This window comes from Kribbella sp. NPDC050470 (assembly GCF_044458365.1).
Taxonomy (GTDB): domain Bacteria; phylum Actinomycetota; class Actinomycetes; order Propionibacteriales; family Kribbellaceae; genus Kribbella.
Genome location: NZ_JBITHV010000010.1, coordinates 26,155 through 49,675, shown reverse-complemented (window position 1 = coordinate 49,675; position 23,521 = coordinate 26,155). Strand labels below are relative to the sequence as shown.

The 23,521-nt window shown below is 69.4% G+C and carries 28 protein-coding genes; 14 read left to right on the top strand and 14 right to left on the bottom strand.

The features are described from left to right. Window positions 1–15 precede the first annotated feature (15 nt). The 3 genes from ACIBGM_RS29435 to ACIBGM_RS29425 are packed head-to-tail and all read left to right on the top strand — an operon-like array spanning window position 16 to window position 2,728. Entirely contained in the window at window positions 16–828 is an 813-nt protein-coding gene (locus tag ACIBGM_RS29435) for a lysophospholipid acyltransferase family protein (RefSeq protein ID WP_360536598.1), read from the top strand. Continuing rightward, entirely contained in the window at window positions 825–1,826 is a 1,002-nt protein-coding gene (locus tag ACIBGM_RS29430; protein WP_360536600.1) for an NAD(P)H-dependent glycerol-3-phosphate dehydrogenase, read from the top strand. The genes ACIBGM_RS29435 and ACIBGM_RS29430 overlap by 4 nt, the downstream gene beginning before the upstream one ends. Next, complete coding sequence (locus tag ACIBGM_RS29425; RefSeq protein WP_396387354.1) at window positions 1,823–2,728, top strand: aminoglycoside phosphotransferase family protein; 906 nt, start codon at window positions 1,823–1,825, stop codon at window positions 2,726–2,728. Before ACIBGM_RS29430 ends, ACIBGM_RS29425 begins: the two co-directional genes overlap by 4 nt. Here the strand turns inward: ACIBGM_RS29425 and ACIBGM_RS29420 are convergent. Next, window positions 2,704–3,831: an ROK family transcriptional regulator gene (locus ACIBGM_RS29420; protein WP_360536604.1), complete on the bottom strand. Its 1,128-nt coding sequence runs from the start codon at window positions 3,829–3,831 to the stop codon at window positions 2,704–2,706. The genes ACIBGM_RS29425 and ACIBGM_RS29420 overlap by 25 nt on opposite strands. A 74-nt stretch (window positions 3,832–3,905) precedes the next feature. Here ACIBGM_RS29420 and ACIBGM_RS29415 point away from each other — a divergent pair, with 74 nt between their 5' ends. Both ACIBGM_RS29415 and ACIBGM_RS29410 read left to right on the top strand, forming a co-directional pair. Beyond that, entirely contained in the window at window positions 3,906–5,000 is a 1,095-nt protein-coding gene (locus tag ACIBGM_RS29415; RefSeq protein WP_396387353.1) for a Gfo/Idh/MocA family protein, read from the top strand. An 11-nt stretch (window positions 5,001–5,011) separates the two neighbouring features. Further along, entirely contained in the window at window positions 5,012–6,019 is a 1,008-nt protein-coding gene (locus ACIBGM_RS29410) for a sugar phosphate isomerase/epimerase family protein (protein ID WP_360536608.1), read from the top strand. Between the two features lie 4 nt (window positions 6,020–6,023). On the opposite strand, the gene ACIBGM_RS29405 is transcribed toward ACIBGM_RS29410, so the two are convergent. Genes ACIBGM_RS29405 through ACIBGM_RS29395 form a run of 3 tightly spaced genes read right to left on the bottom strand, consistent with a single transcriptional unit; the run spans window position 6,024 to window position 7,948 of the window. Further along, the gene (locus ACIBGM_RS29405) at window positions 6,024–6,407 is read right to left on the bottom strand and encodes a PPOX class F420-dependent oxidoreductase (RefSeq protein WP_360536610.1); all 384 of its coding nucleotides are present in this window, start codon (window positions 6,405–6,407) and stop codon (window positions 6,024–6,026) included. Window positions 6,408–6,419: 12 nt separating this feature from the next. After that, complete coding sequence (locus ACIBGM_RS29400) at window positions 6,420–7,358, bottom strand: NAD-dependent epimerase/dehydratase family protein (RefSeq protein ID WP_396387352.1); 939 nt, start codon at window positions 7,356–7,358, stop codon at window positions 6,420–6,422. After that, window positions 7,355–7,948, bottom strand: a complete 594-nt coding sequence (locus tag ACIBGM_RS29395; RefSeq protein ID WP_396387351.1) for a dihydrofolate reductase family protein — start codon at window positions 7,946–7,948, stop codon at window positions 7,355–7,357. The genes ACIBGM_RS29400 and ACIBGM_RS29395 overlap by 4 nt, the downstream gene beginning before the upstream one ends. A gap of 91 nt (window positions 7,949–8,039) precedes the next feature. On the opposite strand from ACIBGM_RS29395, the gene ACIBGM_RS29390 reads away from it, so the two are divergent. Next, window positions 8,040–8,492: a winged helix-turn-helix transcriptional regulator gene (locus ACIBGM_RS29390; protein ID WP_396387350.1), complete on the top strand. Its 453-nt coding sequence runs from the start codon at window positions 8,040–8,042 to the stop codon at window positions 8,490–8,492. On the opposite strand, the gene ACIBGM_RS29385 is transcribed toward ACIBGM_RS29390, so the two are convergent. Then, entirely contained in the window at window positions 8,482–9,213 is a 732-nt protein-coding gene (locus ACIBGM_RS29385; RefSeq protein ID WP_396387349.1) for a MerR family transcriptional regulator, read from the bottom strand. The two genes, ACIBGM_RS29390 and ACIBGM_RS29385, sit on opposite strands and share 11 nt — an antisense overlap. 48 nt (window positions 9,214–9,261) lie before the next feature. On the opposite strand from ACIBGM_RS29385, the gene ACIBGM_RS29380 reads away from it, so the two are divergent. Then, the gene (locus ACIBGM_RS29380; RefSeq protein WP_360536620.1) at window positions 9,262–9,513 is read left to right on the top strand and encodes a hypothetical protein; all 252 of its coding nucleotides are present in this window, start codon (window positions 9,262–9,264) and stop codon (window positions 9,511–9,513) included. Here ACIBGM_RS29380 and ACIBGM_RS29375 read toward each other — a convergent pair. Next, window positions 9,439–10,833, bottom strand: a complete 1,395-nt coding sequence (locus tag ACIBGM_RS29375; protein WP_396387348.1) for an MFS transporter — start codon at window positions 10,831–10,833, stop codon at window positions 9,439–9,441. The two genes, ACIBGM_RS29380 and ACIBGM_RS29375, sit on opposite strands and share 75 nt — an antisense overlap. 102 nt (window positions 10,834–10,935) lie before the next feature. Continuing rightward, entirely contained in the window at window positions 10,936–12,090 is a 1,155-nt protein-coding gene (locus ACIBGM_RS29370; RefSeq protein ID WP_360536624.1) for an MFS transporter, read from the bottom strand. A 52-nt stretch (window positions 12,091–12,142) separates the two neighbouring features. Here ACIBGM_RS29370 and ACIBGM_RS29365 point away from each other — a divergent pair, with 52 nt between their 5' ends. Continuing rightward, window positions 12,143–12,904, top strand: coding sequence for a DeoR/GlpR family DNA-binding transcription regulator (locus ACIBGM_RS29365; protein WP_396387347.1), 762 nt, complete (start codon window positions 12,143–12,145; stop codon window positions 12,902–12,904). Then, on the top strand, window positions 12,901–14,067 hold the full coding sequence (locus tag ACIBGM_RS29360) for an MFS transporter (protein ID WP_360536628.1): 1,167 nt from the start codon (window positions 12,901–12,903) through the stop codon (window positions 14,065–14,067). Before ACIBGM_RS29365 ends, ACIBGM_RS29360 begins: the two co-directional genes overlap by 4 nt. Here the strand turns inward: ACIBGM_RS29360 and ACIBGM_RS29355 are convergent. After that, complete coding sequence (locus ACIBGM_RS29355; protein WP_396387346.1) at window positions 14,051–15,163, bottom strand: trans-sulfuration enzyme family protein; 1,113 nt, start codon at window positions 15,161–15,163, stop codon at window positions 14,051–14,053. The genes ACIBGM_RS29360 and ACIBGM_RS29355 overlap by 17 nt on opposite strands. Before the next feature lie 78 nt (window positions 15,164–15,241). Continuing rightward, window positions 15,242–15,856, bottom strand: a complete 615-nt coding sequence (locus tag ACIBGM_RS29350; RefSeq protein ID WP_360536632.1) for a TetR/AcrR family transcriptional regulator — start codon at window positions 15,854–15,856, stop codon at window positions 15,242–15,244. Between the two features lie 158 nt (window positions 15,857–16,014). Between ACIBGM_RS29350 and ACIBGM_RS29345 the strand changes: the two genes are divergently transcribed. Then, complete coding sequence (locus ACIBGM_RS29345; RefSeq protein WP_360536634.1) at window positions 16,015–16,137, top strand: hypothetical protein; 123 nt, start codon at window positions 16,015–16,017, stop codon at window positions 16,135–16,137. Between the two features lie 101 nt (window positions 16,138–16,238). Then, entirely contained in the window at window positions 16,239–17,369 is a 1,131-nt protein-coding gene (locus ACIBGM_RS29340) for a D-alanine--D-alanine ligase family protein (RefSeq protein WP_360536636.1), read from the top strand. A 14-nt stretch (window positions 17,370–17,383) separates the two neighbouring features. Here ACIBGM_RS29340 and ACIBGM_RS29335 read toward each other — a convergent pair whose 3' ends face one another. The 4 genes from ACIBGM_RS29335 to ACIBGM_RS29320 all read right to left on the bottom strand — a co-directional run bounded on the left by ACIBGM_RS29335 (window position 17,384) and on the right by ACIBGM_RS29320 (window position 19,846). Further along, window positions 17,384–18,586, bottom strand: a complete 1,203-nt coding sequence (locus ACIBGM_RS29335; RefSeq protein ID WP_396387345.1) for an RNA polymerase sigma factor — start codon at window positions 18,584–18,586, stop codon at window positions 17,384–17,386. Window positions 18,587–18,592: 6 nt separating this feature from the next. Next, window positions 18,593–19,009 carry a YciI family protein gene (locus ACIBGM_RS29330; RefSeq protein ID WP_360536640.1) on the bottom strand — a complete coding sequence of 139 codons (417 nt, stop codon included), beginning with the start codon at window positions 19,007–19,009 and terminating at the stop codon, window positions 18,593–18,595. A 119-nt stretch (window positions 19,010–19,128) separates the two neighbouring features. Beyond that, entirely contained in the window at window positions 19,129–19,584 is a 456-nt protein-coding gene (locus tag ACIBGM_RS29325) for a DUF3515 domain-containing protein (protein ID WP_396387344.1), read from the bottom strand. A 28-nt stretch (window positions 19,585–19,612) separates the two neighbouring features. Next, on the bottom strand, window positions 19,613–19,846 hold the full coding sequence (locus tag ACIBGM_RS29320) for an Lrp/AsnC family transcriptional regulator (RefSeq protein ID WP_040455366.1): 234 nt from the start codon (window positions 19,844–19,846) through the stop codon (window positions 19,613–19,615). 140 nt (window positions 19,847–19,986) lie between these two features. Between ACIBGM_RS29320 and ACIBGM_RS29315 the strand changes: the two genes are divergently transcribed. Genes ACIBGM_RS29315 through ACIBGM_RS29305 form a run of 3 tightly spaced genes read left to right on the top strand, consistent with a single transcriptional unit; the run spans window position 19,987 to window position 22,374 of the window. Further along, the gene (locus ACIBGM_RS29315; protein ID WP_360536644.1) at window positions 19,987–20,949 is read left to right on the top strand and encodes a thiamine-phosphate kinase; all 963 of its coding nucleotides are present in this window, start codon (window positions 19,987–19,989) and stop codon (window positions 20,947–20,949) included. Between the two features lies 1 nt (window position 20,950). Next, on the top strand, window positions 20,951–21,754 hold the full coding sequence (thiD, locus tag ACIBGM_RS29310) for a bifunctional hydroxymethylpyrimidine kinase/phosphomethylpyrimidine kinase (protein ID WP_396387343.1): 804 nt from the start codon (window positions 20,951–20,953) through the stop codon (window positions 21,752–21,754). Then, window positions 21,751–22,374, top strand: a complete 624-nt coding sequence (locus ACIBGM_RS29305) for a DinB family protein (protein WP_396387342.1) — start codon at window positions 21,751–21,753, stop codon at window positions 22,372–22,374. The genes thiD and ACIBGM_RS29305 overlap by 4 nt, the downstream gene beginning before the upstream one ends. Here ACIBGM_RS29305 and ACIBGM_RS29300 read toward each other — a convergent pair. After that, window positions 22,352–23,503, bottom strand: coding sequence for an ROK family protein (locus tag ACIBGM_RS29300; protein WP_396387341.1), 1,152 nt, complete (start codon window positions 23,501–23,503; stop codon window positions 22,352–22,354). The genes ACIBGM_RS29305 and ACIBGM_RS29300 overlap by 23 nt on opposite strands. Between the last annotated feature and the right edge of the window lie 18 nt (window positions 23,504–23,521).

Here is a 23,521-nt window from a genome sequence, read left to right as displayed (position 1 = left end):
AGGCAGGATTCTCCCATGACGGATGGCAGTGACGAGCAGCAGGAGGCAGGAGTGGACAGCCGGCAGAGTGACCCCAGGCCGCGCCGGGGGTTCTGGTTCGGGCTGGTGGTCGCGATCGTCAAGCCGTTCATGCTGGCCTTCACCAAGCCGGACTTCAGCGGCCGGGAGAACATGCCGCGGTCCGGCGGCGTGGTGTTCGCGCCGAACCACATCTCGCACTTCGACCCGCTGGTGCTCGGGTTCTTCATCTGGGAGTGCCGGCGGATCCCGCGGTTCCTGGGCAAGGCCTCGGTCTTCAAGATCCCGGTCCTCGGCCGGATCATCTCCAGTGCCGGGCAGATCCCGGTGTACCGGGAGTCGGCCCAGGCGGCCGACGCGTTCCGGGATGCGGTCGCCGCGATCGAGCGTGGCGAGTGCGTCGGCGTCTACCCCGAAGGCACGATCACCCGGGATCCGGAGCTGTGGCCGATGACCGGCAAGACCGGCGCGGCCCGGATCGCCTTGATGACCGGGTGTCCGGTGGTCCCGATCGCCAACTGGGGAGCGCAGGACGTGCTGGAGTCGTACACCGGCAAGCTGCGGATCCGGCTGCTGCCGCGCAAGACCATCAAGGTGCGGGCCGGGAAACCGGTCGACCTGAGCGCGTTCGAGGGCAAGCCGATCACCAACGGGCTGTTGCACGAGGCAACCGAGGTGATCATGCGCGCGGTCGCGGACACGCTCGGCGAGGTGCGCGGCGAGATCCCGCCCAAGGAGCTCTACGACCTGCGCAAGGCGCGTGCCGAGGATGCCAAGGACGCCAAGGACGACGGTGAGGAGAAGGCATGACCAAGGTTGCGGTGTTCGGGGCCGGCTCCTGGGGTACGGCGTTCGCCACGGTGCTGGCCAACGCCGGCAACCAGGTGTCGATCTGGGGCCGGCGGGAGTCGCTCTGCGAGGCGATCAACACCCAGCACGAGAACTCCGACTACCTGCCCGGGATCCGTTTGCCGGACTCGATCACTGCGACCCACGACCCGGCCGCGGCCGCGGCCGGCGCGGAGGCCGTCGTACTCGCGGTGCCGAGTCAGTCGCTGCGGGACAACCTGAAGGACTGGGCCGGCGTGCTGCCGAACGCCGTACCGCTGGTCAGCCTGATGAAGGGCGTCGAGGTCGGTACGACGAAGCGGATGAGCGAGGTGATCGCCGAGCTCACCGGCGCCGGCCCGGAACGGATCGCGGTCGTCTCCGGCCCGAACCTGGCCCGTGAGATCGCCGAAGGGCAGCCGGCCGCGTCCGTCGTCGCCTGTGCCGACGAGGGCACCGCGACCCGGCTGCAGAAGTTGTGCCACTCGCCGACGTTCCGCCCGTACACGAACAACGACGTGATCGGCTGCGAGCTCGGCGGCGCCTCCAAGAACGTGATCGCCCTGGCCGTCGGGATGGCGGTCGGCCTCGGCTTCGGCGACAACGCCCGGGCGTCGGTGATCACCCGCGGCCTGGTCGAGATCGCCCGCCTGGGTACGGCGCTCGGCGCGCAGGAGCACACGTTCTCCGGCCTGGCCGGGCTCGGCGACCTGGTCGCGACCTGCTCGTCGCCGTTGTCGCGGAACCGGACCTTCGGGGAGAAACTGGGCCAGGGCATGACCGTCGCCGAGATCGCCGGCGCCACCCGGCAGGTCGCCGAGGGCGTGAAGTCCTGCGCGTCGATCTCCGAGCTCGCCCACCACCACGACGTCGAGATGCCGATCGCCGAACACGTGACCAAGGTCGTGGCCGGCGAGATGACGCCGAAGGACATGCTGTTCAGCCTGGTGTCCCGGTCGGCCAAGTCCGAGCGCTGGTGATCGTCCCGGAGGCCTTCGTCCGGGCGACCGTCGATCGCGAAGGCGAGGCCGGAGAAGCCTGGCTCGAACGGTTGCCGGGGATCATCGAGGAACTGCTGTCCCGGTGGGACTGCGCCGTCGACGGCGATGCGATGCATGGCCAGGTCGGCGTCGTCGTTCCCGTCCTGGCGCCCGCACCGGCCGTGTTGAAGGTGTCGTTCCCGCATCCCGGCAACGTGCACGAGCCGGATGCCTTCGCCGCTTGGGACGGTCGTGGTGCGGTCCGGCTCTACGAGCGGGACGACGACCGGTTCGCGCTGCTGCTCGAACGCGTGCATCCGACGACGCTCAACGAGGGCACAAACATCGCGGAGGACGCGGGGCGGCTGCATCGTCGGCTGGCGGTTCCTGCACCCGTCGGCCTGCCGCGACTGCAGGACCGTGCCGACGAGTGGGAAGCGGAGCTCCGCAAGGATGCCGCTGAACTGACGCATCCGCTGCCCGACTCGGTCCTCGACGCGGCTGTTGCCGTCATCCACGAGCTCGGCCGGGGCCAACCGGACATCCTCATCCACGGCGACTTCCATCCGCGCAACATCCTGCGCGCCGACCGGGAGCCGTGGCTGGCCGTGGATCCCAAGGGTTACGTGGGTGATCCGGCGTACGACGGCGCCACGTTCCTCAAGCCGCGGGCGCTCGCGTTGATGGAGTCCGACGATCTGATGAAGGCGCTGCAGCGCGAGCTGGAGGTGTTTGCCGAAGCTGCCGAGCTCGATCCGGAACGTGTTCGGTTGTGGGCGCAGCTGCAGGCTGTGCAGGCCGCGTTGCACGGCAGGCGGTACGGCTACGGCCGTGCGCGGAGTGGGCCGTTGCTGAAGCGGCTCAACGCCCTCGCGGATCAGTTGGCCATGAGTTGGTGCTGAAGGACGAGTGTCGCGGCGCCGCGGAGCGCAGCGTCCTGGCCGGACCGGCTGGTGACCACGAGCAGGTCGGTGGTGGCCAGGGGCAACGATCTGGCATAGATCGCTTCCCGGATCCCGGCCAGCAGGCTGTCACCGGCCTGCGACAGTGAGCCGCCGACCACGATCACTGACGGGTTCAAGAGGCTGACGCAGGCCGCCAGCACGGTGCCGATCTCGCGGCCTGCTTGCCGAACCGCTGCGGTCGCAGCCGTGTCGCCGGCCCGGACCAGCTTGACGATGTCCTGGCTGCTGTTGACTCCGAGCTGGGCGGCGATCGCTGCGGCCGACGCGACCGCCTCCAGGCAGCCAGTGTTCCCACAGCGGCAGACTTCGTCGTGATCGAGTGCCTGGATGTGGCCGATGTCCCCGGCCGCTCCCTGCGCGCCCCGATGCAGCCGGCCACCGCTGATCACGCCGGCGCCGATCCCGGTCGCCACCTTCACGAACAGCAGGTGCTCGACGTCGGCGTACTCGGAGGCGTGTTCGCCGAGCGCCATGATGTTCACGTCGTTGTCGACCAGCACCGGTCCGGCGAGCTCGCGGCCGAGCCGGCCGACGACGTCGTACGAGTCCCAGCCCGGCATGATCGGCGGGTGGTTCGGCCGCCCGGTGCTGTGCTCCACGGGACCTGGCAGTCCGACGCCCGTACCCGCGAGGTCCTTGACCGATCGCCGCGCCGACTTCAGCAAGCCGCGGCTGATCCGCACGACCTCGCTGAGCACCGTCTCCGGCCCTTCCGCGATGTTCAGCGGCATCGTGGACCGGTCGAGGATCTCGCCGGTCAGGTCGGTGAGGGCGACCGACAGGTGCGTCGCTCCGATGTCCGCGGCCAGGATCAGCCGGGCGGCCGGGTTGAACCGGAACCGCGCCGGCGGCCGTCCGCCGGTCGACGCGGCCTCACCCGACGGTACGACGAGACCGGCCGCGACCAGCTCCTCGATCCGCCCGGTCACGGTCGACCGGGCGAGTCCGCTGAGGTCGATGAGCTCTGCGCGGGTCCGCGGCTGCCCGTCGAGCAGCAAGCGCAGGACCGCGCCGCTTCCCGCCGTACCGAGATCACTCATGCGCAGGACTTCCGTCGGAGGGGCGTGGACTTTTGCTTGACAGGGTTCAAAAGTGTCACATAGCGTCCTTCAGCGTGTCCACCAGTGCGCGCAAGCTCCGGGTCGGGATCGTCGGCGGCGGCTTCATGGGCCGCGTCCACGGCAGGTCTGCGCTGGTCGCTGGCGCCCAGGTGGTCGGCGCGATCGGATCAACACCCGAACGCGCCGTGGCGGCCGCGGAGGCGACCGGCGCCGATCGCGGGTACGCCGACCTCGACGAGCTGCTCGCCGCCGACATCGACGTGGTCCACGTCTGTACGCCGAACGACACGCACCTCCCGGTGACGCTGCAGGCGCTCGAAGCCGGCAAGCACGTGGTCTGCGAGAAGCCGCTCGCGACCTCGGTCCAGGACGCTGCCGGACTGCACGCCGCGGCCCTCGAGACCGAGCGGGTCGGGACGGTCCCGTTCGTCTACCGCTACCACCCAATGGTTCGCGAGCTCCGCACCCGGATCGCCGAGGGTGAGGCCGGTGTGATCACCAGCCTGCACGGGTCGTACCTGCAGGACTGGCTTGCGGGCGAGGACGACCAGAACTGGCGGGTGGACGACGAGGCCGGCGGCCCGTCGCGGACCTTTGCCGACATCGGGTCGCACTGGTGCGACCTGACCGAGTTCGTCACCGGCGACCGGATCGCCGCGATCAGCGCCCAGCTGCGGACCGTTCGCTCGAACCGTGGCGGCGTCGAGGTCCGCACCGAGGACCTTGCGACCGCGCAGTTCCGGACCGAGGCCGGAGTCGTCGGCACGATCGTTGTCAGCCAGGTCGCGGCCGGCCGGAAGAACCGCCTCTACCTCGAGGTCTCCGGGACCGAGTCGAGCTTCGGCTTCGACCAGGAGGACCCCGACCGGCTGTGGGTCGGCCGCCGTACCGCCTCGCAGGTGCTGACCAGGGATCCCGAGACGCTGAGCCCGCCCGCGGCGCGGGTGAACCGGCTGCCGGCCGGGCATGCGCAGGGGTACCAGGACGCTTTCGACAGCTTCGTCGCCGACAGCTATGCCGCCGTACTGGGTGACCGCCCGGACGGCCTGCCCGATTTCGCCGCCGGAGCGCGGTCCGCCCGGCTGGTCGACGCCGTGCTGCGGTCGGCCGCCGCGGACAGCGCCTGGATCACCGTCGAGAACTCTTAGGAGCCAGTCAGATGCCACGTCCGATCACGTTGTTCACCGGTCAGTGGGCCGACCTGCCGTTCGAGGAGGTCTGCCAGTTCGCCTCCGAAGCGGGGTACGACGGTGTCGAGATCGCCTGCTCGGGTGATCACTTCGACGTCCAGCAGGCGGTCGAGGACGACTCCTACGTCCAGGGGAGGCACGACATCCTGGCCAAGTACAACCTGCAGGTGTTCGCGATCTCGAACCACCTGGTCGGCCAGGCGGTCTGCGACGACCCGATCGACTTCCGGCACCAGGCGATCGTGCCGTCGCGGGTGTGGGGCGACGGCGATCCCGAAGGGGTGCGGCAGCGTGCCGCCGAGGACCTGAAGAACACAGCGCGGGCCGCGGCCAAGCTCGGCGTGAACACGGTGATCGGCTTCACCGGGTCGTCGATCTGGCAGTACGTCGCGATGTTCCCGCCGGTGCCGGCCGAGCGGATCGCGGCCGGCTACCAGGACTTCGCCGACCGCTGGAACCCGATCCTGGACGTCTTCGACGAGGTCGGCGTGCGGTTCGCGCACGAGGTGCACCCGTCCGAGATCGCCTACGACTACTGGACCACCCAGCTCACCCTGGAGGCGATCGGCCACCGCGAGGCGTTCGGCCTGAACTGGGACCCGAGCCACATGGTTTGGCAGGACATCGACCCGGTCGCGTTCCTGTGGGACTTCAAGGACCGGATCTACCACGTCGACTGCAAGGACACCCGGATGCGGGTCGGCGGCGGCCGCAACGGCCGGCTCGGCTCGCACCTGCCGTGGGGCGACCCGCGGCGCGGCTGGGACTTCTACTCGACCGGTCACGGCGACGTGAAGTGGGAGGACTGCTTCCGGGTGCTGAACTCCATCGGGTACGACGGCCCGATCTCGGTCGAGTGGGAGGACGCCGGGATGGAGCGCAAGGTCGGCGCCGCCGAAGCCGTCAACGTGATCCGGGCGCTCGCCTTCGACAAGCCCGCGGCGGCCTTCGACGCGGCCTTCTCGACGGACAAGTAGGCCGTCACCTCATCCCGAACTGCTGCCACTCGGGCTCGATCAAGGCGACGACCCGCTCCTGCTCGCGCGGGTAGGGCTGGCCGATGTACTTCGCCGCAAGCTGGTCCACGAGTTCCCAGGCCGCGTCGCCGTCGAGCCACTCGACGACGCGGCCGCGGACGATCACCGGCTCGAACGGGTTGTCGAGCGGCGTCAGCGACAGGGCGACTCGCGGATCGCGCCGCAGGTTGCGGGCCTTCCGCGAGTCCGGCCCGGTGAGGAACGCGATGCGCTCGCCCACCGGCATGACCCACAGCGGAACGGAGTGCGGCGCGCCGTCGGGCAGCACAGTGGCCAGGTGGCCGACCGCAGTCGTCTCGAGCACACGGCGTACGTCGGGGTTCAGCATGGCAATCAGCTCCTAGCGAGGGTTGGTTCCGAGCCAGCCGACGAAGTCGGCGACTGCGGTGGCGGTGTCGAAGCGCGGCGTGAAGCCGGTGTCGGCGGTCAGCCGAGTGATGTCGAGGTACGGCTCCAGTTGGCCGCCCGATGTCAACGGGACCTGTGCCCCCGGTACGGCGGCCTCGAGTGCGGTGGCGAACTCGTGATTGGCGACCGGACGGCCGCTGGACACGTTGTAGGTGTCGTGGTTCAGGGTCGGGACGGTCATGAGGAGCGCGATCGCCCGGCCGGCGTCCGGCACGTAGCAGCGGTCGCCACCGTCGTCGCCGTACACCTGCGGCCGCTCGCCTCCGCGGACAACAGCGGTGATGAGCGAGGGGATCGGATAAAACGGCGACGTCGGGTCGCCCAGCGGGCCCCAGATGGTTCCGAGCCGCAGGATGACAGGCTGTACGGCGCTGCCCGCCAATGCCTGTTGGGTGAGCGGCTCGGCCGCCTCCTTGAAAGCCAGGATCGGGTTGTCGAGCGTCATCGCCGGCAGCGCGAGTTCCTCATGCCAGCTGGACTCCGGGCGGCCGATGTACAGACCGATGCTGCTGGCGACCGCGAACCGCCGTACCTGCCACGCGCGAGCGGCTTCGAGGGCGTTGTAGAGGCCGGTCGTGTTGCTGCGCAGGAACTCGACAGGATCGGCGATCGACGCGCCCGTGGGGGAGGGCGCGAACGACGGACGCGGGGCCGCGAGGTGCACGAGCCCGGTGATCTCGTGGCGCTTGCCGAGGTCGAGGAACGCATCGCGATCGGTGACATCCAGCTGTTCGACGATGACTCGGCCGGCCAGGAAGGACGGGACGTCTACGCTGTGGTGGCTGGTGACGACAACCTCCTCGCCGAGGTCGAGCAACGCCTGAGCGGTGTGCGCGCCGATCATCCCGAGGCCGCCGGTGACGAGGATCATCGCTGCACCTCGTAGTGCAGGTGGGTCACGCCCGGCGCCGGTACGACGTCGATCAGACGCAGCCGGATGTGGTCGGGCAGGTCCTGGAAGTACGGGCGGCCGCCGCCGAGCAGGATCGGCACCTGGTGGAGGACCAGTTCGTCGACCAGGCCGGCCTGCAGGGCAGCGGTCACGACGCCGCCGCCCATCAGCGCGACATCCTTGTCGCCGGCAACCTTCTTGGCGGCCGCGACCGCGTCCTCGATCCCGGTGGTGACGATCGTCTGGCGGTCGCTTGCCTCCGGCGCCGGCCGATGGGTGACGACGACGAGCGGCGCCGTCGGGTGCGGGCTGCCGCCGCCGAAGTTTTCGGAGTCGTCGTACGTGTTGCGCCCGGCGAGGGAGGCGCCGACCCGGGCGGCGAGGGTGTCGAAGAGCCGGGCGCTCGGCTCGCTGAGCTTGAAGCCGTCCATCACCTGGCTGGCGGTGTCGCCGTCGAAGTACCAGTCGAGGAGCATCCCGCCGTCGCCGAGCCCGTGTCCTGGTCGCGGGTCACGACCGGTGATGTAGCCGTCGACCGAGACCGATAGTGCGCTGAAGACCTTGCTCATCGCCGTCCTCCGGTTTGGGGTTCCTTCAAGAGACTCCACGACCGTAGCAGTTAGAGTTCCGTAAGGGAACCCCAACTGTTAGGCTCATGGCATGCAACGCACGAACTTCGGTGAGCTGGTCTGCTCGATCGCGCGCACCCTCGAGGTGATCGGGGAGCCGTGGTCGCCACTCATCCTGCGCGACGTGTGGGTCGGGATGCGCCGGTTCGACGAGCTCCAGGCGGACCTCAAGATCTCCCGCAAGGTGCTCACCGAGCGGCTCCAGCACCTGGTCGGCCACGGCGTGCTCGAGCGCCGTCCGTACGACAACCGCCCGCGGTACGAGTACCACCTGACCGAGAAGGGCACCGAGCTCGTCGACCTGCTCATGGTCATGAAGGGCTGGGGTGACAAGTGGCTGGCGGGCGAGGCCGGACCGCCGGTTCTCTACCGCCATCACGCCTGCGGCGAGATCGCCGACGTCGACCTCCACTGCACTCACTGCGACAAGCCCATGCATGCGAACGACGTCGACATCCTCCCCGGCCCCGCCGCTATGTGGTGAGCTGCTGAAGCCGGTGGCGGATGAGGCCGTCGAGCCGCTGCCACGCCGGCGATGACGCGTTGACGGTGCTCTGCAGGAGTTGGGGGATGGCGGTGCCCGTCGATTGCCCAGGCAGGTTGCCGGGGTCGTAGCGCTGGACCGTCGCCTCGACGATGCGGTCGGCGAGCTCGGGCAGCACGGGGTCGGCCGGGTCGAGGTCGTGGGCCTGGTCGTAGGCGAGGTAGAGCGCTTCGAGCGCCGGGTCGGTGAGTGCTTCGGCTTGATCGCGGAAGAGGTCGCCGGCGATCTCCGGGTGCGTCGCGTAGACGACGATCCACAGGTCACGTTCCAACTCGACCCAGCGGCGGGTGAATCCACGCTTCTCGAGCTGCTGGAGGTGGCTCTCCACGTCGATCGGCAGCAGCCGGATGTCGCCGGCCGCCAATTTCCGCAGTCGGCGCTGAGTGTCCCGCAGGCCCCGGATCCGCGCGGTCAGCTCGGCGTCGATCTGCTGCAGCGCCTCGCCGAGATCCGTCTGGTCGAGGTCGCGGATCCGCGCGAGCGGTACGCCGGCCTCGGCCAAGGTCCTGATCCGGACCAGGTCGACGACCGCTTGGGCGCCGTACCGGCGATACCCGGAGGCATCGCGTTCGGGCTCGGGGAGGAGGCCTTTGGCGTGGTAGACGCGCACGGTCTTGGTCGACACCCCGACGTACCGGGCGAGCTGTCCGATGGTGAGCACACAGTCATTGTTGACCCTGCCCCTGGGGCAATGTTCAAGGATCGAGGTATGACGGACTGGGAGACTCTTCGGGCGTTGGCTGACGAGGGGAACGAGAAGGCGATGGATCGGCTGGCGGACCTGGCCGACGAGCGTGGTGACGTCGAGGCGCTGAGCGAGTTGCTGGACGAGGGATGCGAGCGGGCGGGGGAGCACCTCACGCGTCGGGCGGTCGCCGCGAACGACCTACTGGAGCTTCAGCGGATCTCCGACGCCGGGTACGGCGAGGCCGGCGAGGCGCTCGACCGGCTCCTTGGCTAGGCGGGGGCGGAGGCCGAACCAGACGAGTACGACGCAGGCGAGGGTCAGTACGACGTCGACCGCCAGCGCGAGCTGAGTCCCCGCGAGGTGGGTGGCTTGCGTCGCGGCGATGGCGGCGAGGACCGGCGTGCCGACCGTGCCGCCGACCTCCTGGGTCATCGACGTCAGACCACTCGCCAGGCCCTGCTCCTCGTCTGCGACACCCGCCGTACCGGTCACCGTGTAGGCGACGATCGCGGCCACGTGCCCGTAGAACCCGATGAACAGCGCCGGAATCAGCACCACGAGCGCGATCACCCGGTCGGTGCCGAGGAACACCAGCGGCAGTGTCGCCAGGCCCTGCACGGCCATGCTCACGGTCAGGACGGTGCGGTAGCCGAAGCGCCCGATGATGCGTCCGGCAACCACTCCGGCGAACACCGACGCCACCCCGGGGATGCCGAAGACCAGACCTGTCGCGAGCGGTGACAGGCCGAGTGTCTGCTGCAGGTAGAGCGTGGTCAGGAAGATCATCGCAGGCTCCATCGAGCAGACCACCAGACCCGCGAAGTTGCCCCACGTCACCGACGGCCGTCGCAGGATGTGCACCGGGACCAGCGGTGCGGCCGATCGCCGCTCGATCCGCCAGAACGCCACCAGGAGCAGTACGCCGACGATCGCCGTCGGAAGGCTTCGCTCGATCACGGCGTAGATCACGGCCAGCAGACCGCCGGTCACCGTTACCGCACCAAGTACGTCGAGACGCGTCCGCACGGCCGCCTTGCTCTCCGCAATCACGAACGGCGCCAGCACCAGAACGGTCAGCACGACCGGCACGTTGATGAAGAACGCCGCCCGCCATCCCAGCAGGCTCACCAGCGCACCGCCGACCAGAGCGCCGACCGCGAAGCCCGCGGACAGCAGCGCACCCCGCAGACCCAACACCCGCTCACGCTTCGATCCGTCGAAGGTCGTGGTCAGCAACGACAACGACGTGGGCAGGGCCATCGCGGTCGCCAAGCCTTGCAGCACTCGCGCGGTCAACAGTTGCTCAGCGCTCGTCGACAGACCGCCAAGCACGGACGCGCAGGCCAACAGAACCATGCCGGCCAGGAACAGCCGCCGCCGGCCGAAGTAGTCCGCCAGTCGCCCGAACAGCAAGGCGAACCCCGCCGCAGGCAGCGCGAACGCCGAGGTGATCCACGCCAGCCCGTCCGGCCCCAGCCCGACGCCCGCACCGGCCTGCGGCAACGCGACGTTCAGGATCGAGAAGTCGACGGACAGCATGAACCCGGCGCCGAGCAGCACCAGCAGGACCACGCGTTGGCGTGCACTGAACATGAGACGCTCCACCTCTTTAGCAACCGTTGGGTTGCAACTCTATAGCAACCATTCGGTTGCGTCAAAGGAGCTGGTTGGACCGTCTGTGGGGGAGTGAGGTTGTCAGCTCACCCGGGAGCGGCTGCGCGTGCGCAGTACCGGGGCGAAGATCGCGAGACCGGTCGCGAGCACGGTGACCACCAGGAACGAGATCGTCAGGCTGCTGGCCTGCGCGATCCCGCCGATGATCGACGGCGCCACCAGTCCGGAGGCGTAGGTGATCGTCGCGACGCCCGCAATCGCGTGGCTCGCGTTGGCGCCGGTACGCCCCGCCGCGGCGAAGGCGAGTGGTACGACGACCGCGATGCCGATCCCGATCAGTCCGAAGCCGGCCATCGCCATCGCCGGGTTCTGGGCCACCACGACCAGGACGCCGCCTGCCGTCGCGATCACGCCACTCCACCGCACCGTCCGTACGGCGCCGTACCGGTCGATCACCGCATCGCCGCTGATCCGGGCGATCGCCATCGTCAACGCGAAGCCCGTGGTCGCCGCAGCAGCCACGCCCGCCGAACTGTCGAGGACGTCGTGCAGGTAGATGGCCGACCAGTCCAGGCTGGCGCCCTCCGCGAAGACCGCGCAGAACCCGACCGCCCCGATCAGCAACGCCGACCGCGGCGGCAAGGCGAACCTCGCCGGCGGCTCCTCGTCGTCCGCGGGATGCAGGTTCAGCACGAACTGACACACGACAAGACCGATGACCGTCAGGACGGCGGCCGCCAGGGCGTGATGGAGTTGCGCGCTCATCCCGGTGTGGGCGGCGACTGTTCCGACGGCCGACCCGATCAGTGCGCCGACGCTCCACATGCCGTGCAGGCCGGACATGATCGATCTGTCGAGCCGGTGCTCGACCTCGACGCCGAGCGCGTTCATCGCGACATCGGCCATGCCTGCTGTGCCGCCGTACACCAGCAAAGCCGCGCACAGGGTGGGCAGGTTGGGGGCGAGCGACGGCAGGACGAGTGCGAGCGTCCAGAGCGCGAGCAGGACGCGGAGGGCGTTGCGGGTGCCCAGGGTGTGGCTGACGCGGGCGGCGAGCGGCATCATCAGCGCCGCGCCGAGCGCCGGGAACGCGAGCGCGAGCCCGAGTTGGCCGGCCGAGACCCCGGAGTGTTCCTGGATCCAGGGCACCCGGGTCGCGAAAGATCCCGTCACCGCGCCGTGCACACAGAAGACGGCTGCCACCGCATACCTCGACCGCGCGACCAGGTCAGCCACAGGCAAACACTCACTTTGTTTGATCGAACATCCAGATGGTAGCTTTCTGCGCGTGAGGAGTGCAGAACGGCACCAAGTGATCGTAGAACGACTGCGCAGGGTGGACCGAGTGACGGTCCAGGAACTGGTCGACGCCACCGAGGCATCCGACATGACGGTCCGTCGCGACCTCGACTTCCTGGCCGCTCAAGGCGTGCTGAAGCGGGTCCACGGCGGAGCTGTGTCCGCGATGCCGTCGGGCGTCGAGCCGCCGTACTCGCTGCGCGCCCAGGCTGCTGTCGCGGCCAAGCAGGCCATTGCCGCGGCCGCGGTCGAGCACATCCATGACGGCGAGACGATCGTGCTCGACAGCGGGACGACGGCGCTCGAGGTGGCCAAGCTCCTGCACGATCGCGCGATCACTGTGATGCCGCTGTCGCTGCACATCGCCAACGAGTTGGCCGAAGCGCCGCGGATCCGGCTGCTGATGCCCGGCGGTGAGGCGCGCAAGGGCGAGCTGGCCCTGGTCGGCCCGCTGACCGTTGCGTCGCTCCGGGCGCTGCGGTTCGACCTCGCCGTACTCAGCCCTTGCGCCTTCAGCCTCGACGCCGGGCTCACCGCCTTCGACCTCGGCGACGCCGAGGTCAAGCAGGCAGCGCTCGAGGTCGCCACCCGCACGATGGTGCTCGCCGACGGCGCCAAGTGGGACCGCGCCGCGCTGGCGTACGTGTGCCCGGCCGACCGGCCGGACCTGATCATCACCGACCCGACCGCCCCGGAGGACCAGAGGACGATGCTTGCCCAACGTGGAGTTCTGGTTGAGGTGACCTCTTGACCGCTACCGATCTGCGTCCGCAGACCGCACCGCCAAGAGCCGCCCGCATCGCCACCTGGACCTACTTCGGCCTCAACGGTTTCGCCGTCGGCATGTGGGTTGTCCACATCCCCAGCATCGAGCACGCCACCGGGATCACGCACAGCACGCTCGGGCTGCTGCTGCTCGCCCTGGGCGGCGCCGCCTTCCTCGGCATGCAGGTCGCCGGACCGCTCGCAGACCGTCTCGGCCAGCGCCGCCTGGTCCCGGCCACCGGTGTTCTGCTCGGCCTCGCCCTGCCCTGGCCCGGATTCGCCGAGAACTGGTGGACCCTCGGCCTCGCGTTGATGGCGCTCGGGTTCGCCAACGGCTCGATCGATGTCGGGATGAACGCCCAGGCCGTGGTCGTCGAACGCGGCTACCCGCGCCCGATCATGGCTGCGTTCCACGCGATGTGGTCGATCGGTGGGGCCTTCGCCGCGCTGATCGGGGCCGCCACCCTGCGGGCCGAGGTGCCGACCAAGGTCACGCTCGGCCTGGCCGGCGTCCTGTGTGTCGTCGTGTCGCTGGTCGTGAGCCGATTCCTGCTCGAGGCCACGCCCGAAGAGCACGAGGAGCAGGAGGAGCGCGCGAAACCTCCGGCCAAGCTGGTATGGGCGCTCGGCGGCCTCGCCTTCGGCCTGATGCTCGCGGAGGGTGTCGCCAACGACTGGGCCGCCCTCCAGTTCCGCGACGTCCTCGACACCTCGGTCAGTACGGCGGCCTACGCGTACGGCGCCTTCGCCGTCGCGATGACAGTCGGGCGCTTCCTCACCGACCGGGTCGCGGCCGTGGTCGGCCCGGCGGCCATCGTCCGCTATGGCGCCGCGATGGCGGCGATAGGGCTCACCATCGTGATCGTCGTACCTTGGGTGCCGGTCGGGCTCTTCGGCTGGGCGTTGTTCGGCCTCGGCCTGGCCGGTGGTGTGCCGCAACTCTTCACCGCCGCCGGCAACCTCGACCCGCGCGCGTCCGGTGCGTTGATGGCACGTGTCGTCGGACTCGGGTACGTCGGCCTGCTCGCCGGGCCGGCGTTGATCGGCGGACTCGCGCACTGGATGCCGCTGAACATCGCGTTCATCCTGCCGGTGGTGCTGTGCGTGCTGACGTTCTTCGGCGCGCCGGTGCTCAAGTCAAGGTCTTGAGGGCCTGCTCGAGATCGGCCCACAGGTCGTCCGGGTGCTCGATCCCGACGGCCAGCCGGATCAGGTCGTCCGGGATCGTCGGCACCTCGATCGGCCAGCGGCGACGACGCTCGAGCATCGACTCGACGCCACCGAGGCTGGTCGCGTGCACCCAGAGCGCCGTACTCTCGCAGACCCGCTGAGCGCCCTCGGCGTCGCCGCCGAGCTCGAACGACAGGATCGCGCCGAAGCCGGACATCTGGGCGGCGGCTCTGGCGTGACCCGGGTCATCCGGCAGGCCCGGGTATCGCACGCGGCTGACGCGCGGGTGCTCTCGCAGTCGCTCGGCCAGGAAGGCTGCGTTGGACTGGGCCCGCTCCAGTCTCAGGGCGAGCGTTCGCAGGCCCCTGAGGGCTAGCCAGGCCTCCATCGGTCCGGGGATCGCCCCGAGGCTGCGTCTGCGGAGCTCGATCGCGTTCCAGAGGTCGTCGTCGGCGGTGACGACCGCGCCGAGGACGACGTCGGAGTGGCCGGCGATGAACTTCGTTGCCGAGTGCATCACGACGTCGGCGCCGTACTTCAGCGGCTGCTGGAGGAGCGGGGTCGCGAAGGTGTTGTCGACGACGACCGTCGCACCGGCTTGGCGTCCCGCTGCGGAGAGCGCGGGCAGGTCGGCGACCTCCATCGCCGGGTTGGTCGGCGACTCGATCCACAACATGTCCGCGCCGACGGTCGCCGCGATGACGGCGTCGGTGTCAGCGACGTTCACCCGCTCGACGGTGAGGCGGTTGGTTGCCGCCTGCTGGTCGAGCAACGCGAGTACGCCGGAGTACGCGTGCTGCGGCGCCACCACCTTCCCGCCGACGGGCACCAGGTCGACGATCGCCGCCACCGCCGCCATCCCGGACGCAAACGTCAGCCCCCGACCGCCCTCGAGCTCACCCAGCGTCTCCTCGAGCGCGACCCACGAGTCGTTCCCGAACCGCCCATACCCCCGGTCTCCACCAGCCACATACGTAGAACTGAACACCGGCGACTGATTCACCGGTGCGTTCGGCACCCGCTCAGGTCGGCCGGCATGCACCACAACAGTGGACGGATCGAGATCAGAGCTCATACCGGAATTCTCCCGACACGACCGCATCCCGAGTCGAGCGGCCTCCACCCCAGAGCCCGATTCCGCCGGCGCCGAAGGTCAGCTGCCGGAGACGTTCACCGCCGGAAGGGGGATGCCGCCACCTCGAAGAAGCTTCATGGCCCGGCGGGCCAGCGGCTTCACCTCGGTGGTGCCCGGGTTCTCCACCCACAGCCGGACGACTGTCTCGATGATGTTCATCGCGATGCCGGCCGACAGCGCGGCCGTGAACTCGACGGATTGCGGATCGTCGCCGGGCAGGCGCCGTACCAGCTCGTCGGTCAGCTCGTTGCGGAAGCGCCAGATCATCTCGTTCAGGTGAGCGCTCACCGACGCCGTCTGCGCGGCCAGGTCGAACACTGCCCGCACCCGGTCCGGGTTGCTTTCGAGCTGCTCGAGCACCCGCTCGATCACCGACTGCAGGCCGTCCGGCAGGTCCACCTCGGGCTGCTCGCGGAACCACGCGACCGCGCCCAGCAGGCAGTCCTCGACGAACTCCAGGACGAGTGTCTCCTTGGTCGGGAAGTACCGGTACAGCGTGCTCGGTCCGACCTCGGCGGCCGCGGCGATCTGTTCCACCGTGGTCCGGCCGAAGCCGTGGTCGGTGAACAGCTCGAACGCCTTGTCCGCGATCAGCCGGCGGGTCCGCTCCCGCTTGAGTTCGCGCAGTCCCATCTCCACCTCCGCGGGCAGAGTACCGGTTCCGGCGTGTCATGGATGCTTCTGCCATATGGTATTCACTACCAAAATCTGGCTGAAGGGATCGCCCCGATGACCTTCCCGATGACGCGCCCGTCCGGCTGCCCGTTCGACCCCGAGTCAAGCTGCAGGAGGTGTTCATCCGGCTGTACACCCGGATTCCGACCCTGCGGCTGGCCGTCCCGTTCGAGGAGATCCGCTTCAAGGACAACACCCTCGTGTACGGCGTGACCGACCTGCCCGTCACCTGGGAGTGACCGGACGGCCACGGTCTGTGCGCCACTACGGATCGAGATCTGAAGAGCTCTTTACCGAACCCAGGTCGGAACCTGATCGCGAGGCCGCTACAGTCGAGCCGGTGAGTGAGTACTCGAGGGAACAACGAAAGCCCCGTGTCGCCGTGGTCTTCGGCGGCCGGTCGAGCGAGCACGCCATCTCCTGCGTGACCGCGGCCAACGTGCTGCAGGCGATCGACCGGGACAAGTACGACGTGGTACCGGTCGGCATCAGCACCAGCGGCCACTGGGTGCTGGAGAGCGGCGACCCGGAGCGGCTGTCGATCACCGACGGCAAGCTCCCGGAGGTCGACGTGACAGCGATGCCGGTGCTGTTCGGCGCGAACCGCGAGCTCGTGGTCAGCGAACCGGGCCAGGTCCCGAACACGCTCGGCGAGGTCGACGTGGTCTTCCCGCTGCTGCACGGCCCGTGGGGTGAGGACGGCACCATCCAGGGCCTGCTCGAGATGTCGGACATCCGGTACGTCGGCTCCGGCGTCCTGTCCAGCGCGGTCGGCATGGACAAGCACTTCATGAAGGTCGTCTTCCAGGCAGCCGGCCTCGAGGTCACGCCGTACGTCGTCATCCGCGACCGCGACTGGACCCGCGACCCGGAGGCCTGCCGGACTGCGGTCGACGCGCTCGGCTACCCGGTGTTCGTGAAGCCGTGCCGCGGTGGGTCGAGCCTGGGGATCAGCAAGGTCAACAGCCTCGCCGAGCTCGACGACGCCGTCGCCGAGGCGCGGGCGCACGACCCGAAGGTGATCGTCGAGGCGTCCGCGAAGGACCCGCGCGAGATCGAGGTCGGCGTGCTCGGCGGCCTGGACGGGGGCCCGGCCGAGGCCAGCGTGTGCGGTGAGATCGCGGTATCCGGTGGCGGGCACGACTTCTACGACTTCGAGACCAAGTACCTGCCCGAGGGGGAGGAGTACACCGCCCTGTCGGTTCCCGCCGACCTCCCCGAGGAGATCGCCGCCGAGATCCGCGCCAAGGCCCTGACCGCCTTCGACGCGATCGAGGGTGAGGGCCTGGCCCGCGTGGACTTCTTCCTCGACGCCGACGGTCGGGTCGTCATCAACGAGATCAACACCATGCCCGGCTTCACGCCCACGAGTATGTTCCCTCGCCTCTGGGCCGCCACCGGCGTCGACTACCCCGCCCTGGTCGACCGCCTTCTGACCCTGGCTACCACCCGTCCCACCGGCCTCCGCTAACCCCTGGCCGCTGCTCATTGCCGTCTCGCACGGGCGCGGAGGTAGCGCTGCTGGGGCAGGCTGGTGGTTTGGTTGGCGGCTTCTTCGTACGCGGCCCGCGCCCCCTCCACGTCGCCGGACATTTCCAGGAGGTGGGCGCGGACTGCCGGTAGGCGGTGGTCGGCGGTGAGGCGCTCGTCGGTCTCGATCGTCGCCAATAGTTTGAGGCCGGCGTCCGGGCCCTGAGCCATCGCGACCGCGACCACCTGGTTCAGCGCGACCATCGGATTGTCGACCTGTTGCAGCAGCACGTCGTACAGCGCGACGATCTGCGCCCAGTCGGTCTCCGCCGCGGTCGGCGCTTCGTCGTGTACGGCGGCGATCGCGGCCTGGAGCTGATACGGCCCGACAGGTCCACGGGGCAGCGTTGCGGTGATCAACTCGACTCCTTCCTGAATCAGCTCCGGTATCCACAGCGATCGGTCCTGCTCGTCCATCGGGACCAGCTCGCCGAGCGGACTGGTCCGGGCCGGTCGTCGGGCGTCGGTCAGCAGCATCAGCGCCAGCAATCCCGCGACCTCGCCGTCGTCAGGCAGCAGTCGATGCAGCATCCGCGCCAACCGGATCCCCTCCGCCGCCAACTCCACCCGCTGCAGGCTCGGCCCCGTCGTACTCGAGTAGCCCTCGTTGAAGATCAGGTACACGACCTTCAACACCGCGCCCAGCCGCTCGTCCCGGTCCGCCGGCAGGGCGAACCGGGCGCCACTGTCCTTCACGCTCGCCTTGGCCCGGCTGATCCGCCGCGTCATCGTCGCCTCCGGCACCAGGAACGCCCGCGCGATCTCCGTTGTCGTGAGACCGCCGACCGCCCGGAGTGTCAGCGCGATCTGCGAAGCCGGCGACAACGACGGATGGCAACACATGAACAGCAGGACCAGTGTGTCGTCGGTGTCCGCCACCGGCTCACTGGGACCGGTCGCCCACTGCGCTACCCGGTCCTCGCGCCGCTGACGGGCCTGCTCACGGCGAAGCAGATCCGTCAGCCGGCGCGAAGCAACCGTGATCAACCAGCCCCGAGGACTGTCCGGGACCCCGTCCACCGGCCACTGCTGCGCCGCGGCCAGCAAGGCCTCCTGCACCGCGTCCTCCGCGGTGTCGAAGTGCCCGAACCGCCGCACGAGCGCTCCGAGCACCTGCGGAGTGAGCTCGCGGAGCAGATCCTCTAGAGCCACGGCCATGATCGATCAGTCCGCGATCTCGCCGCGGCCCTCGATGATCGGCCGGATGTCGGCGTACGCGGTCGCCCGGACGAACTCCGGCGCCGGGGTGTCGCCGAGCCGGGCCGCGATCTCGGTCGCCCGGTCGAACGACTCGCACTCGACGATCCAGTACCCGGCGAGCACCTCCTGGGTCTCGGCGTACGGCCCGTCGGTGACGACCGCGGCGCCGTCCTTCGAACCCAGCCGCCGGGTGTGCACCGGCGCCGCGAGCCCGCGCGTCTCGACCAGCTCACCGGACTCGATCAGGTCGTTGTTGAACTTCTCCATGAAGGCGCCCATCGCCGCGAAGTCCTCCGCGCTCCAGGCCGGCTTCCCGGTGTCCTTGCCCGCCATCCCGTCGTAGTCCTGCTGCGACGCGTAGGTGAGGATCATGTACTTCATCGCAATCTCCCGTCGTCCAGGGCGCCACCGCGGCGCCGCTCGCCTGGTACGTCGCCCCCGCCGGATCGAACCGGACACCGTCGACGAACATTTTCGGTCTCGACGGGAGTATGCAGTTGTCAGGTGCAGGGAGTAACGAGTTTGTTGTACCTGTGGACAGCGTCGGAGACGTCGGTCAGGGCGTTCGCTTCCGGGGCGTACTTCGACGGGACCGCGACCTCGAGGTAAAGCTGGCGGCCGATGGTGGTGAAGATGAAACCGTTCCCGACATCCTTGGCGAACCAGCCGACGCCGTTGACCTCGAAGCACTGCGACTGCGCCTCGGCCATCCCGGCCGGCGGGTTCACGCCACAGGTCACCTCGATCGGCGGATCGCCGTACGCGGTGGTCAGCGGACTGGCCGGCTCGGTCTTGCGCCGCGACGCGTCCAGCACCTTCTCCGGCAGCGCCTTCACCAGCGGCTCACAGGCGGCTGCGACCTCGGGAGCGGCAGACGGTACGGCGACGGGTGCGGGACCCGGACTGCACCCGGCCAGCAGGATCAGGCCGAGTGCAGCGAGCAGGACTTTGGGCATGCGAAAGACGGGCGGGACCCCGTGGCGCTCAGATGTGGACGACGGGGCAGGTCAGGGTGCGGGTGATGCCGGGCACGTTCTGGACCTTGGCAACCACCAGCTTGCCGAGCTCGTCGACGTTGCGGGCTTCGGCGCGCACGATCACGTCGTACGGGCCGGTGACGTCCTCGGCCAGGGTGACGCCCTGGACCTCGGCGATCTGTGCCGCGACGTCGGCAGCCTTGCCGACCTCGGTCTGGATCAGGATGTAGGCCTGGACCACCACGTCGTTCTCCACTCAGTCGTCCTCAGCGGGCACCGGCCGTGCTCCGCAGGGGTACTGCGAGACGGCCGGGCGTACTCTTCGTTGCCCGGTCACGGTACCGCCTAGACTCCGGTTGGCGATATGGGAGGTCTGCTGACGTGACAGAGACGTTGGGGAGCACAGGTGAGTTCGGCCTGATCGCGGCCGTCACCAAAGGGCTGTCCACAGGTGAGGACGTCCTGGTCGGGCCGGGCGACGACGCGGCCGTGGTGGCGGTGCCGGACGGCCGGATGGTGATCACGACCGACCTGCTGGTGGAGGGCCGGCACTTCCGCCAGGACTGGTCGTCGGCGTACGACGTGGGCCGCAAGGCAGCCGCGCAGAACCTGGCCGACATCATGGCCATGGGCGCTAGACCGACCTCGCTCGTGGTCGGGTTCGGCGCGCCCGCGGACCTGCCCACCGCGTGGGCGCTGGAGCTCAACCAGGGCCTGGTCGACGAGGCGGAGCTGGTCGACGTGAGCATCGTCGGCGGCGACACCGTGCAGTCGGACAAGATCGTCGTCTCGGTGACCGCATTCGGTTCGCTGGACGGCCGTCCGCCGGTGCTGCGCTCTGGCGCGCGCCCGGGTGATGAGGTCGCCTACGTCGGGCGGCTGGGCTGGGCCGAAGCAGGCTGGGCGGTGCTGGCGCGCGGCTTCCGCTCACCACGAGCCGTCGTCGAGGCGCATCGCCGACCGCAACCGCCGTACGCCGAAGGACCTAGGGCGGCTCAGTCCGGTGCGTCGTCGCTGTGTGACGTCAGCGACGGACTGCTGGCCGACTTGGGCCACATAGCCGTGGCGAGCCAGGTGGCGATCGACGTGCACTCGCAGGCGTTGACTGTGCCCGAGCCGCTGCAGGCAGTGGCCGCCGCGACTGGTGTGGATGCGCTCAAGTTCGTCCTGACCGGCGGCGAGGACCATGCGCTGGTAGGCACCTTCGAGCCCGCCGACGTGCCCGAGGGCTGGACTGTCATCGGCTCGGTTGCGGAAGGCAACGAGGACCGCCCGGCCGGAACCGTGACCGTGGACGGAGCGGCGTACGCCGCCGAGTCCGGTCACGCTCACTTCAGGAGTTGAGATGCTGCCCAGAGTGCTGACGATCGCGGGCTCCGACTCCGGCGGCGGCGCCGGGATCCAGGCCGACCTCAAGGCGATGCTGGCCAACGGTGTGCACGGGATGAGTGTGCTGACCGCGATCACCGCGCAGAACAGCCTCGGCGTGCAGGGTGCGTGGGAGCTGCCGGAGGAACAAGTCCGGGCGCAGTTCCGCAGTGTGGTGGACGACATCGGTGTCGACGCGGTCAAGACCGGCATGCTGGCCTCTGCGCTGATGGTCCGGGTGGTCGCTGACCTGCTGCGCACGCTGCCGCCGTCCGTGCCCGTAGTGGTGGACCCGGTGTCGGTGTCGAAGCACGGCGATGCGTTGCTGGCTGCTGATGCGATGGACGCCGTACGGATGGAGATCGTGCCGCTGGCAACCGTCCTGACACCGAACCTCACCGAGCTCGGACCGGTCGCCGGCATGGAGTTGGAGACCGTGGAGGACCGAGAGCTCGCCGCGAAGCTGCTGCTGGACGCCGGCGCCGACTGGGTGCTCGTCAAGGGCGGCCACGACCCCGGTACGGCGTCTGTCGACGTGCTGCACGGTGATGGGGTGCGCCGGGCCTACAGCGCCGTACGCGCGGACAACAGGCACACGCATGGCACGGGTTGCACGTTGGCCAGCGCGATCGCGTCGTACCTCGCGCGTGGGTACGACGTACCCGGAGCAGTGGGAGCGGCGAAGGAGTACGTGACGGGGGCGATCGGGGCCGGGTTCGCGCTCGGTGGTGGAATCGGTCCGGTCGATCACGCCTGGCGATTTCGAGGGAGCAGCAGTTGAGCAAGCAGCAGCCGCCAGTGGACGGGTACTGCGAGCAGTGCGGGTTCAACTACGACACAGGTGACCTGCAGGGCACAGTGACGTTGCTGATCCGGCAGGCGGCCGACTGCAGCATGGCGCTGACGAAGGCGGCCGCCGGTCCGGACCCGGACGTCGTACGGCTGCGCCCAGAGCCTGAGGTGTGGTCGGCAATCGAGTACGCGTGCCACGTGCGCGACGTACTGGAGGTGCAGCGGCTGCGGATCGCGCAGTGCCTGGCCGAGGACCGGCCGGTGTACGCGCCGATGGACCGGACTGGTCGCGTGAAGCAGGCCAAGTACGAGGACCAGGACCCGATGGAGGTCGCTGCTGCCCTGGTGGGGTTCGCTCGCGAGTTCGGTGCTGCTGCACGGGTGCTTACGCCGCCGCAGTTGGGCAAGCTCGGCCTCTACAACTACCCGGTGCGGGCGCCGCGGACGCTGGGCTGGATCATCCGTCACACCGCGCACGAGATCCAGCACCACCGCCACGACATCACCACGATCCTGGCGAAGGTGGAGCCGCCTATCGTGCCCAAGGCGCCGGCTGAGGAGATCAGCGCCGAAGAGGCTGACGAGGTCAGCGTCGATCAGCCCAGCTAGCGATCGACGGCTCCGTCGTCAGGTGGTCGAGGGCCAGCGCTGCGGCACCACGCAGCGGACCGTCGCTCTGGTACTCGGCTGGCAGGACCGGCGGGGGAGCGGCCCGGTGGAAGGTCATCAGCCCGCCTAGATAGGCCTGCTCGAACGTGGACACAGCGGCGGCTCGGAGTGGGATCGCCAAACCGCCCACCGTGACCACTTCCGGGTCGTGTGCGTTGACCAGACCGGCTATGCCTGTGGCGAGTGCAGTCACCACTCTGGCGACCGCACGGCTCGTAGCACGGTCCGTACGGCGTAGCACGGCCTCTGTGTAGCCGTACGGGTCGGCCGGCTCCGGCTCCTTCAGGTGCCGCGCCAGTGCCCGGCCGTCGATCTCCAGATCCCAGCAGCCGCGCGCACCGCACGGACACTGCCGTCCACGCTCACCGAACGGGATGTGCCCGTACTCACCACCCGCCCCGGACGCACCTTGCGCCGGTACGCCGTCGATCAGCAGCGTGCCGCCGATTCCCACCTCGACGATGAGGTGCAACGCCGTACCCGCACCGGCGGCGGCTCCGGTGCGAGCCTCCGCGACACCGCTCAGCGTTGCGTCGTTGCCGACCAGCAGCGGGAGGCCTGTGACGGTCTGCAGGTCTACTTCGGCCCAGCCGAGGGTGGGTGCCTGCATCAGGCGGTTGTCGCGGATCGTGCCAGCTGCTGCCAGGCTGACGACTTGCAGGCGATCGCCGTACTGCTCCTGCACTTGCTGCACGGCCTTCTGCAGGTTGCCGAGCACCACCTGCGGCCTCCGGCTGCGGTGCCGCTTGGATTGCTGCTCCAGGAACGAGCCGTCCAGTGCGACCACGGCGCTCCGCCAACTGCCCTGCCGCAGCTCCAGCGCAAGCGCCACAGGACCGCGCGGGTGCGCCCGTAGGACAGTCGTGGGCCGACCGCGTCCCTGACTAGGCGCGGGGACCTCGGTGAGCAGTTGCACGTCGCGCAACCGCGCAGTGACCTCAGTCGCCGAGCTGGTGCTCAGTCGCAGCTCCCGCGCGACCGCCGCCCGCGTGATCCCGGGCCGGCGGCTCACCCACGCGAGTACGTCGGCCGCGGTCTGCCACTGCCCCCGCCGGACACCTGTCGTCATGCCATGGTTCTACCTTAT

What these genes read in the sequence shown, in the direction of transcription:
- ACIBGM_RS29350 (WP_360536632.1), bottom strand. Translation starts at nt 15,856, where the DNA reads ATGGGACTGCGCGAACTCAAGCGGGAGCGGACCCGCCGGCTGATCGCG.
- ACIBGM_RS29405 (WP_360536610.1), bottom strand. Translation starts at nt 6,407, where the DNA reads ATGCTGAACCCCGACGTACGCCGTGTGCTCGAGACGACTGCGGTCGGC.
- ACIBGM_RS29355 (WP_396387346.1), bottom strand. Translation starts at nt 15,163, where the DNA reads ATGAGCTCTGATCTCGATCCGTCCACTGTTGTGGTGCATGCCGGCCGA.
- ACIBGM_RS29390 (WP_396387350.1), top strand. Translation starts at nt 8,040, where the DNA reads ATGCAACGCACGAACTTCGGTGAGCTGGTCTGCTCGATCGCGCGCACC.
- ACIBGM_RS29375 (WP_396387348.1), bottom strand. Translation starts at nt 10,833, where the DNA reads ATGTTCAGTGCACGCCAACGCGTGGTCCTGCTGGTGCTGCTCGGCGCC.
- ACIBGM_RS29435 (WP_360536598.1), top strand. Translation starts at nt 16, where the DNA reads ATGACGGATGGCAGTGACGAGCAGCAGGAGGCAGGAGTGGACAGCCGG.
- ACIBGM_RS29395 (WP_396387351.1), bottom strand. Translation starts at nt 7,948, where the DNA reads ATGAGCAAGGTCTTCAGCGCACTATCGGTCTCGGTCGACGGCTACATC.
- ACIBGM_RS29300 (WP_396387341.1), bottom strand. Translation starts at nt 23,503, where the DNA reads ATGACGACAGGTGTCCGGCGGGGGCAGTGGCAGACCGCGGCCGACGTA.
- ACIBGM_RS29410 (WP_360536608.1), top strand. Translation starts at nt 5,012, where the DNA reads ATGCCACGTCCGATCACGTTGTTCACCGGTCAGTGGGCCGACCTGCCG.
- ACIBGM_RS29400 (WP_396387352.1), bottom strand. Translation starts at nt 7,358, where the DNA reads ATGATCCTCGTCACCGGCGGCCTCGGGATGATCGGCGCGCACACCGCT.
- ACIBGM_RS29430 (WP_360536600.1), top strand. Translation starts at nt 825, where the DNA reads ATGACCAAGGTTGCGGTGTTCGGGGCCGGCTCCTGGGGTACGGCGTTC.
- ACIBGM_RS29420 (WP_360536604.1), bottom strand. Translation starts at nt 3,831, where the DNA reads ATGAGTGATCTCGGTACGGCGGGAAGCGGCGCGGTCCTGCGCTTGCTG.
- ACIBGM_RS29330 (WP_360536640.1), bottom strand. Translation starts at nt 19,009, where the DNA reads ATGAAGTACATGATCCTCACCTACGCGTCGCAGCAGGACTACGACGGG.
- thiD (WP_396387343.1), top strand. Translation starts at nt 20,951, where the DNA reads ATGCTGCCCAGAGTGCTGACGATCGCGGGCTCCGACTCCGGCGGCGGC.
- ACIBGM_RS29325 (WP_396387344.1), bottom strand. Translation starts at nt 19,584, where the DNA reads ATGCCCAAAGTCCTGCTCGCTGCACTCGGCCTGATCCTGCTGGCCGGG.
- ACIBGM_RS29380 (WP_360536620.1), top strand. Translation starts at nt 9,262, where the DNA reads ATGACGGACTGGGAGACTCTTCGGGCGTTGGCTGACGAGGGGAACGAG.
- ACIBGM_RS29335 (WP_396387345.1), bottom strand. Translation starts at nt 18,586, where the DNA reads ATGGCCGTGGCTCTAGAGGATCTGCTCCGCGAGCTCACTCCGCAGGTG.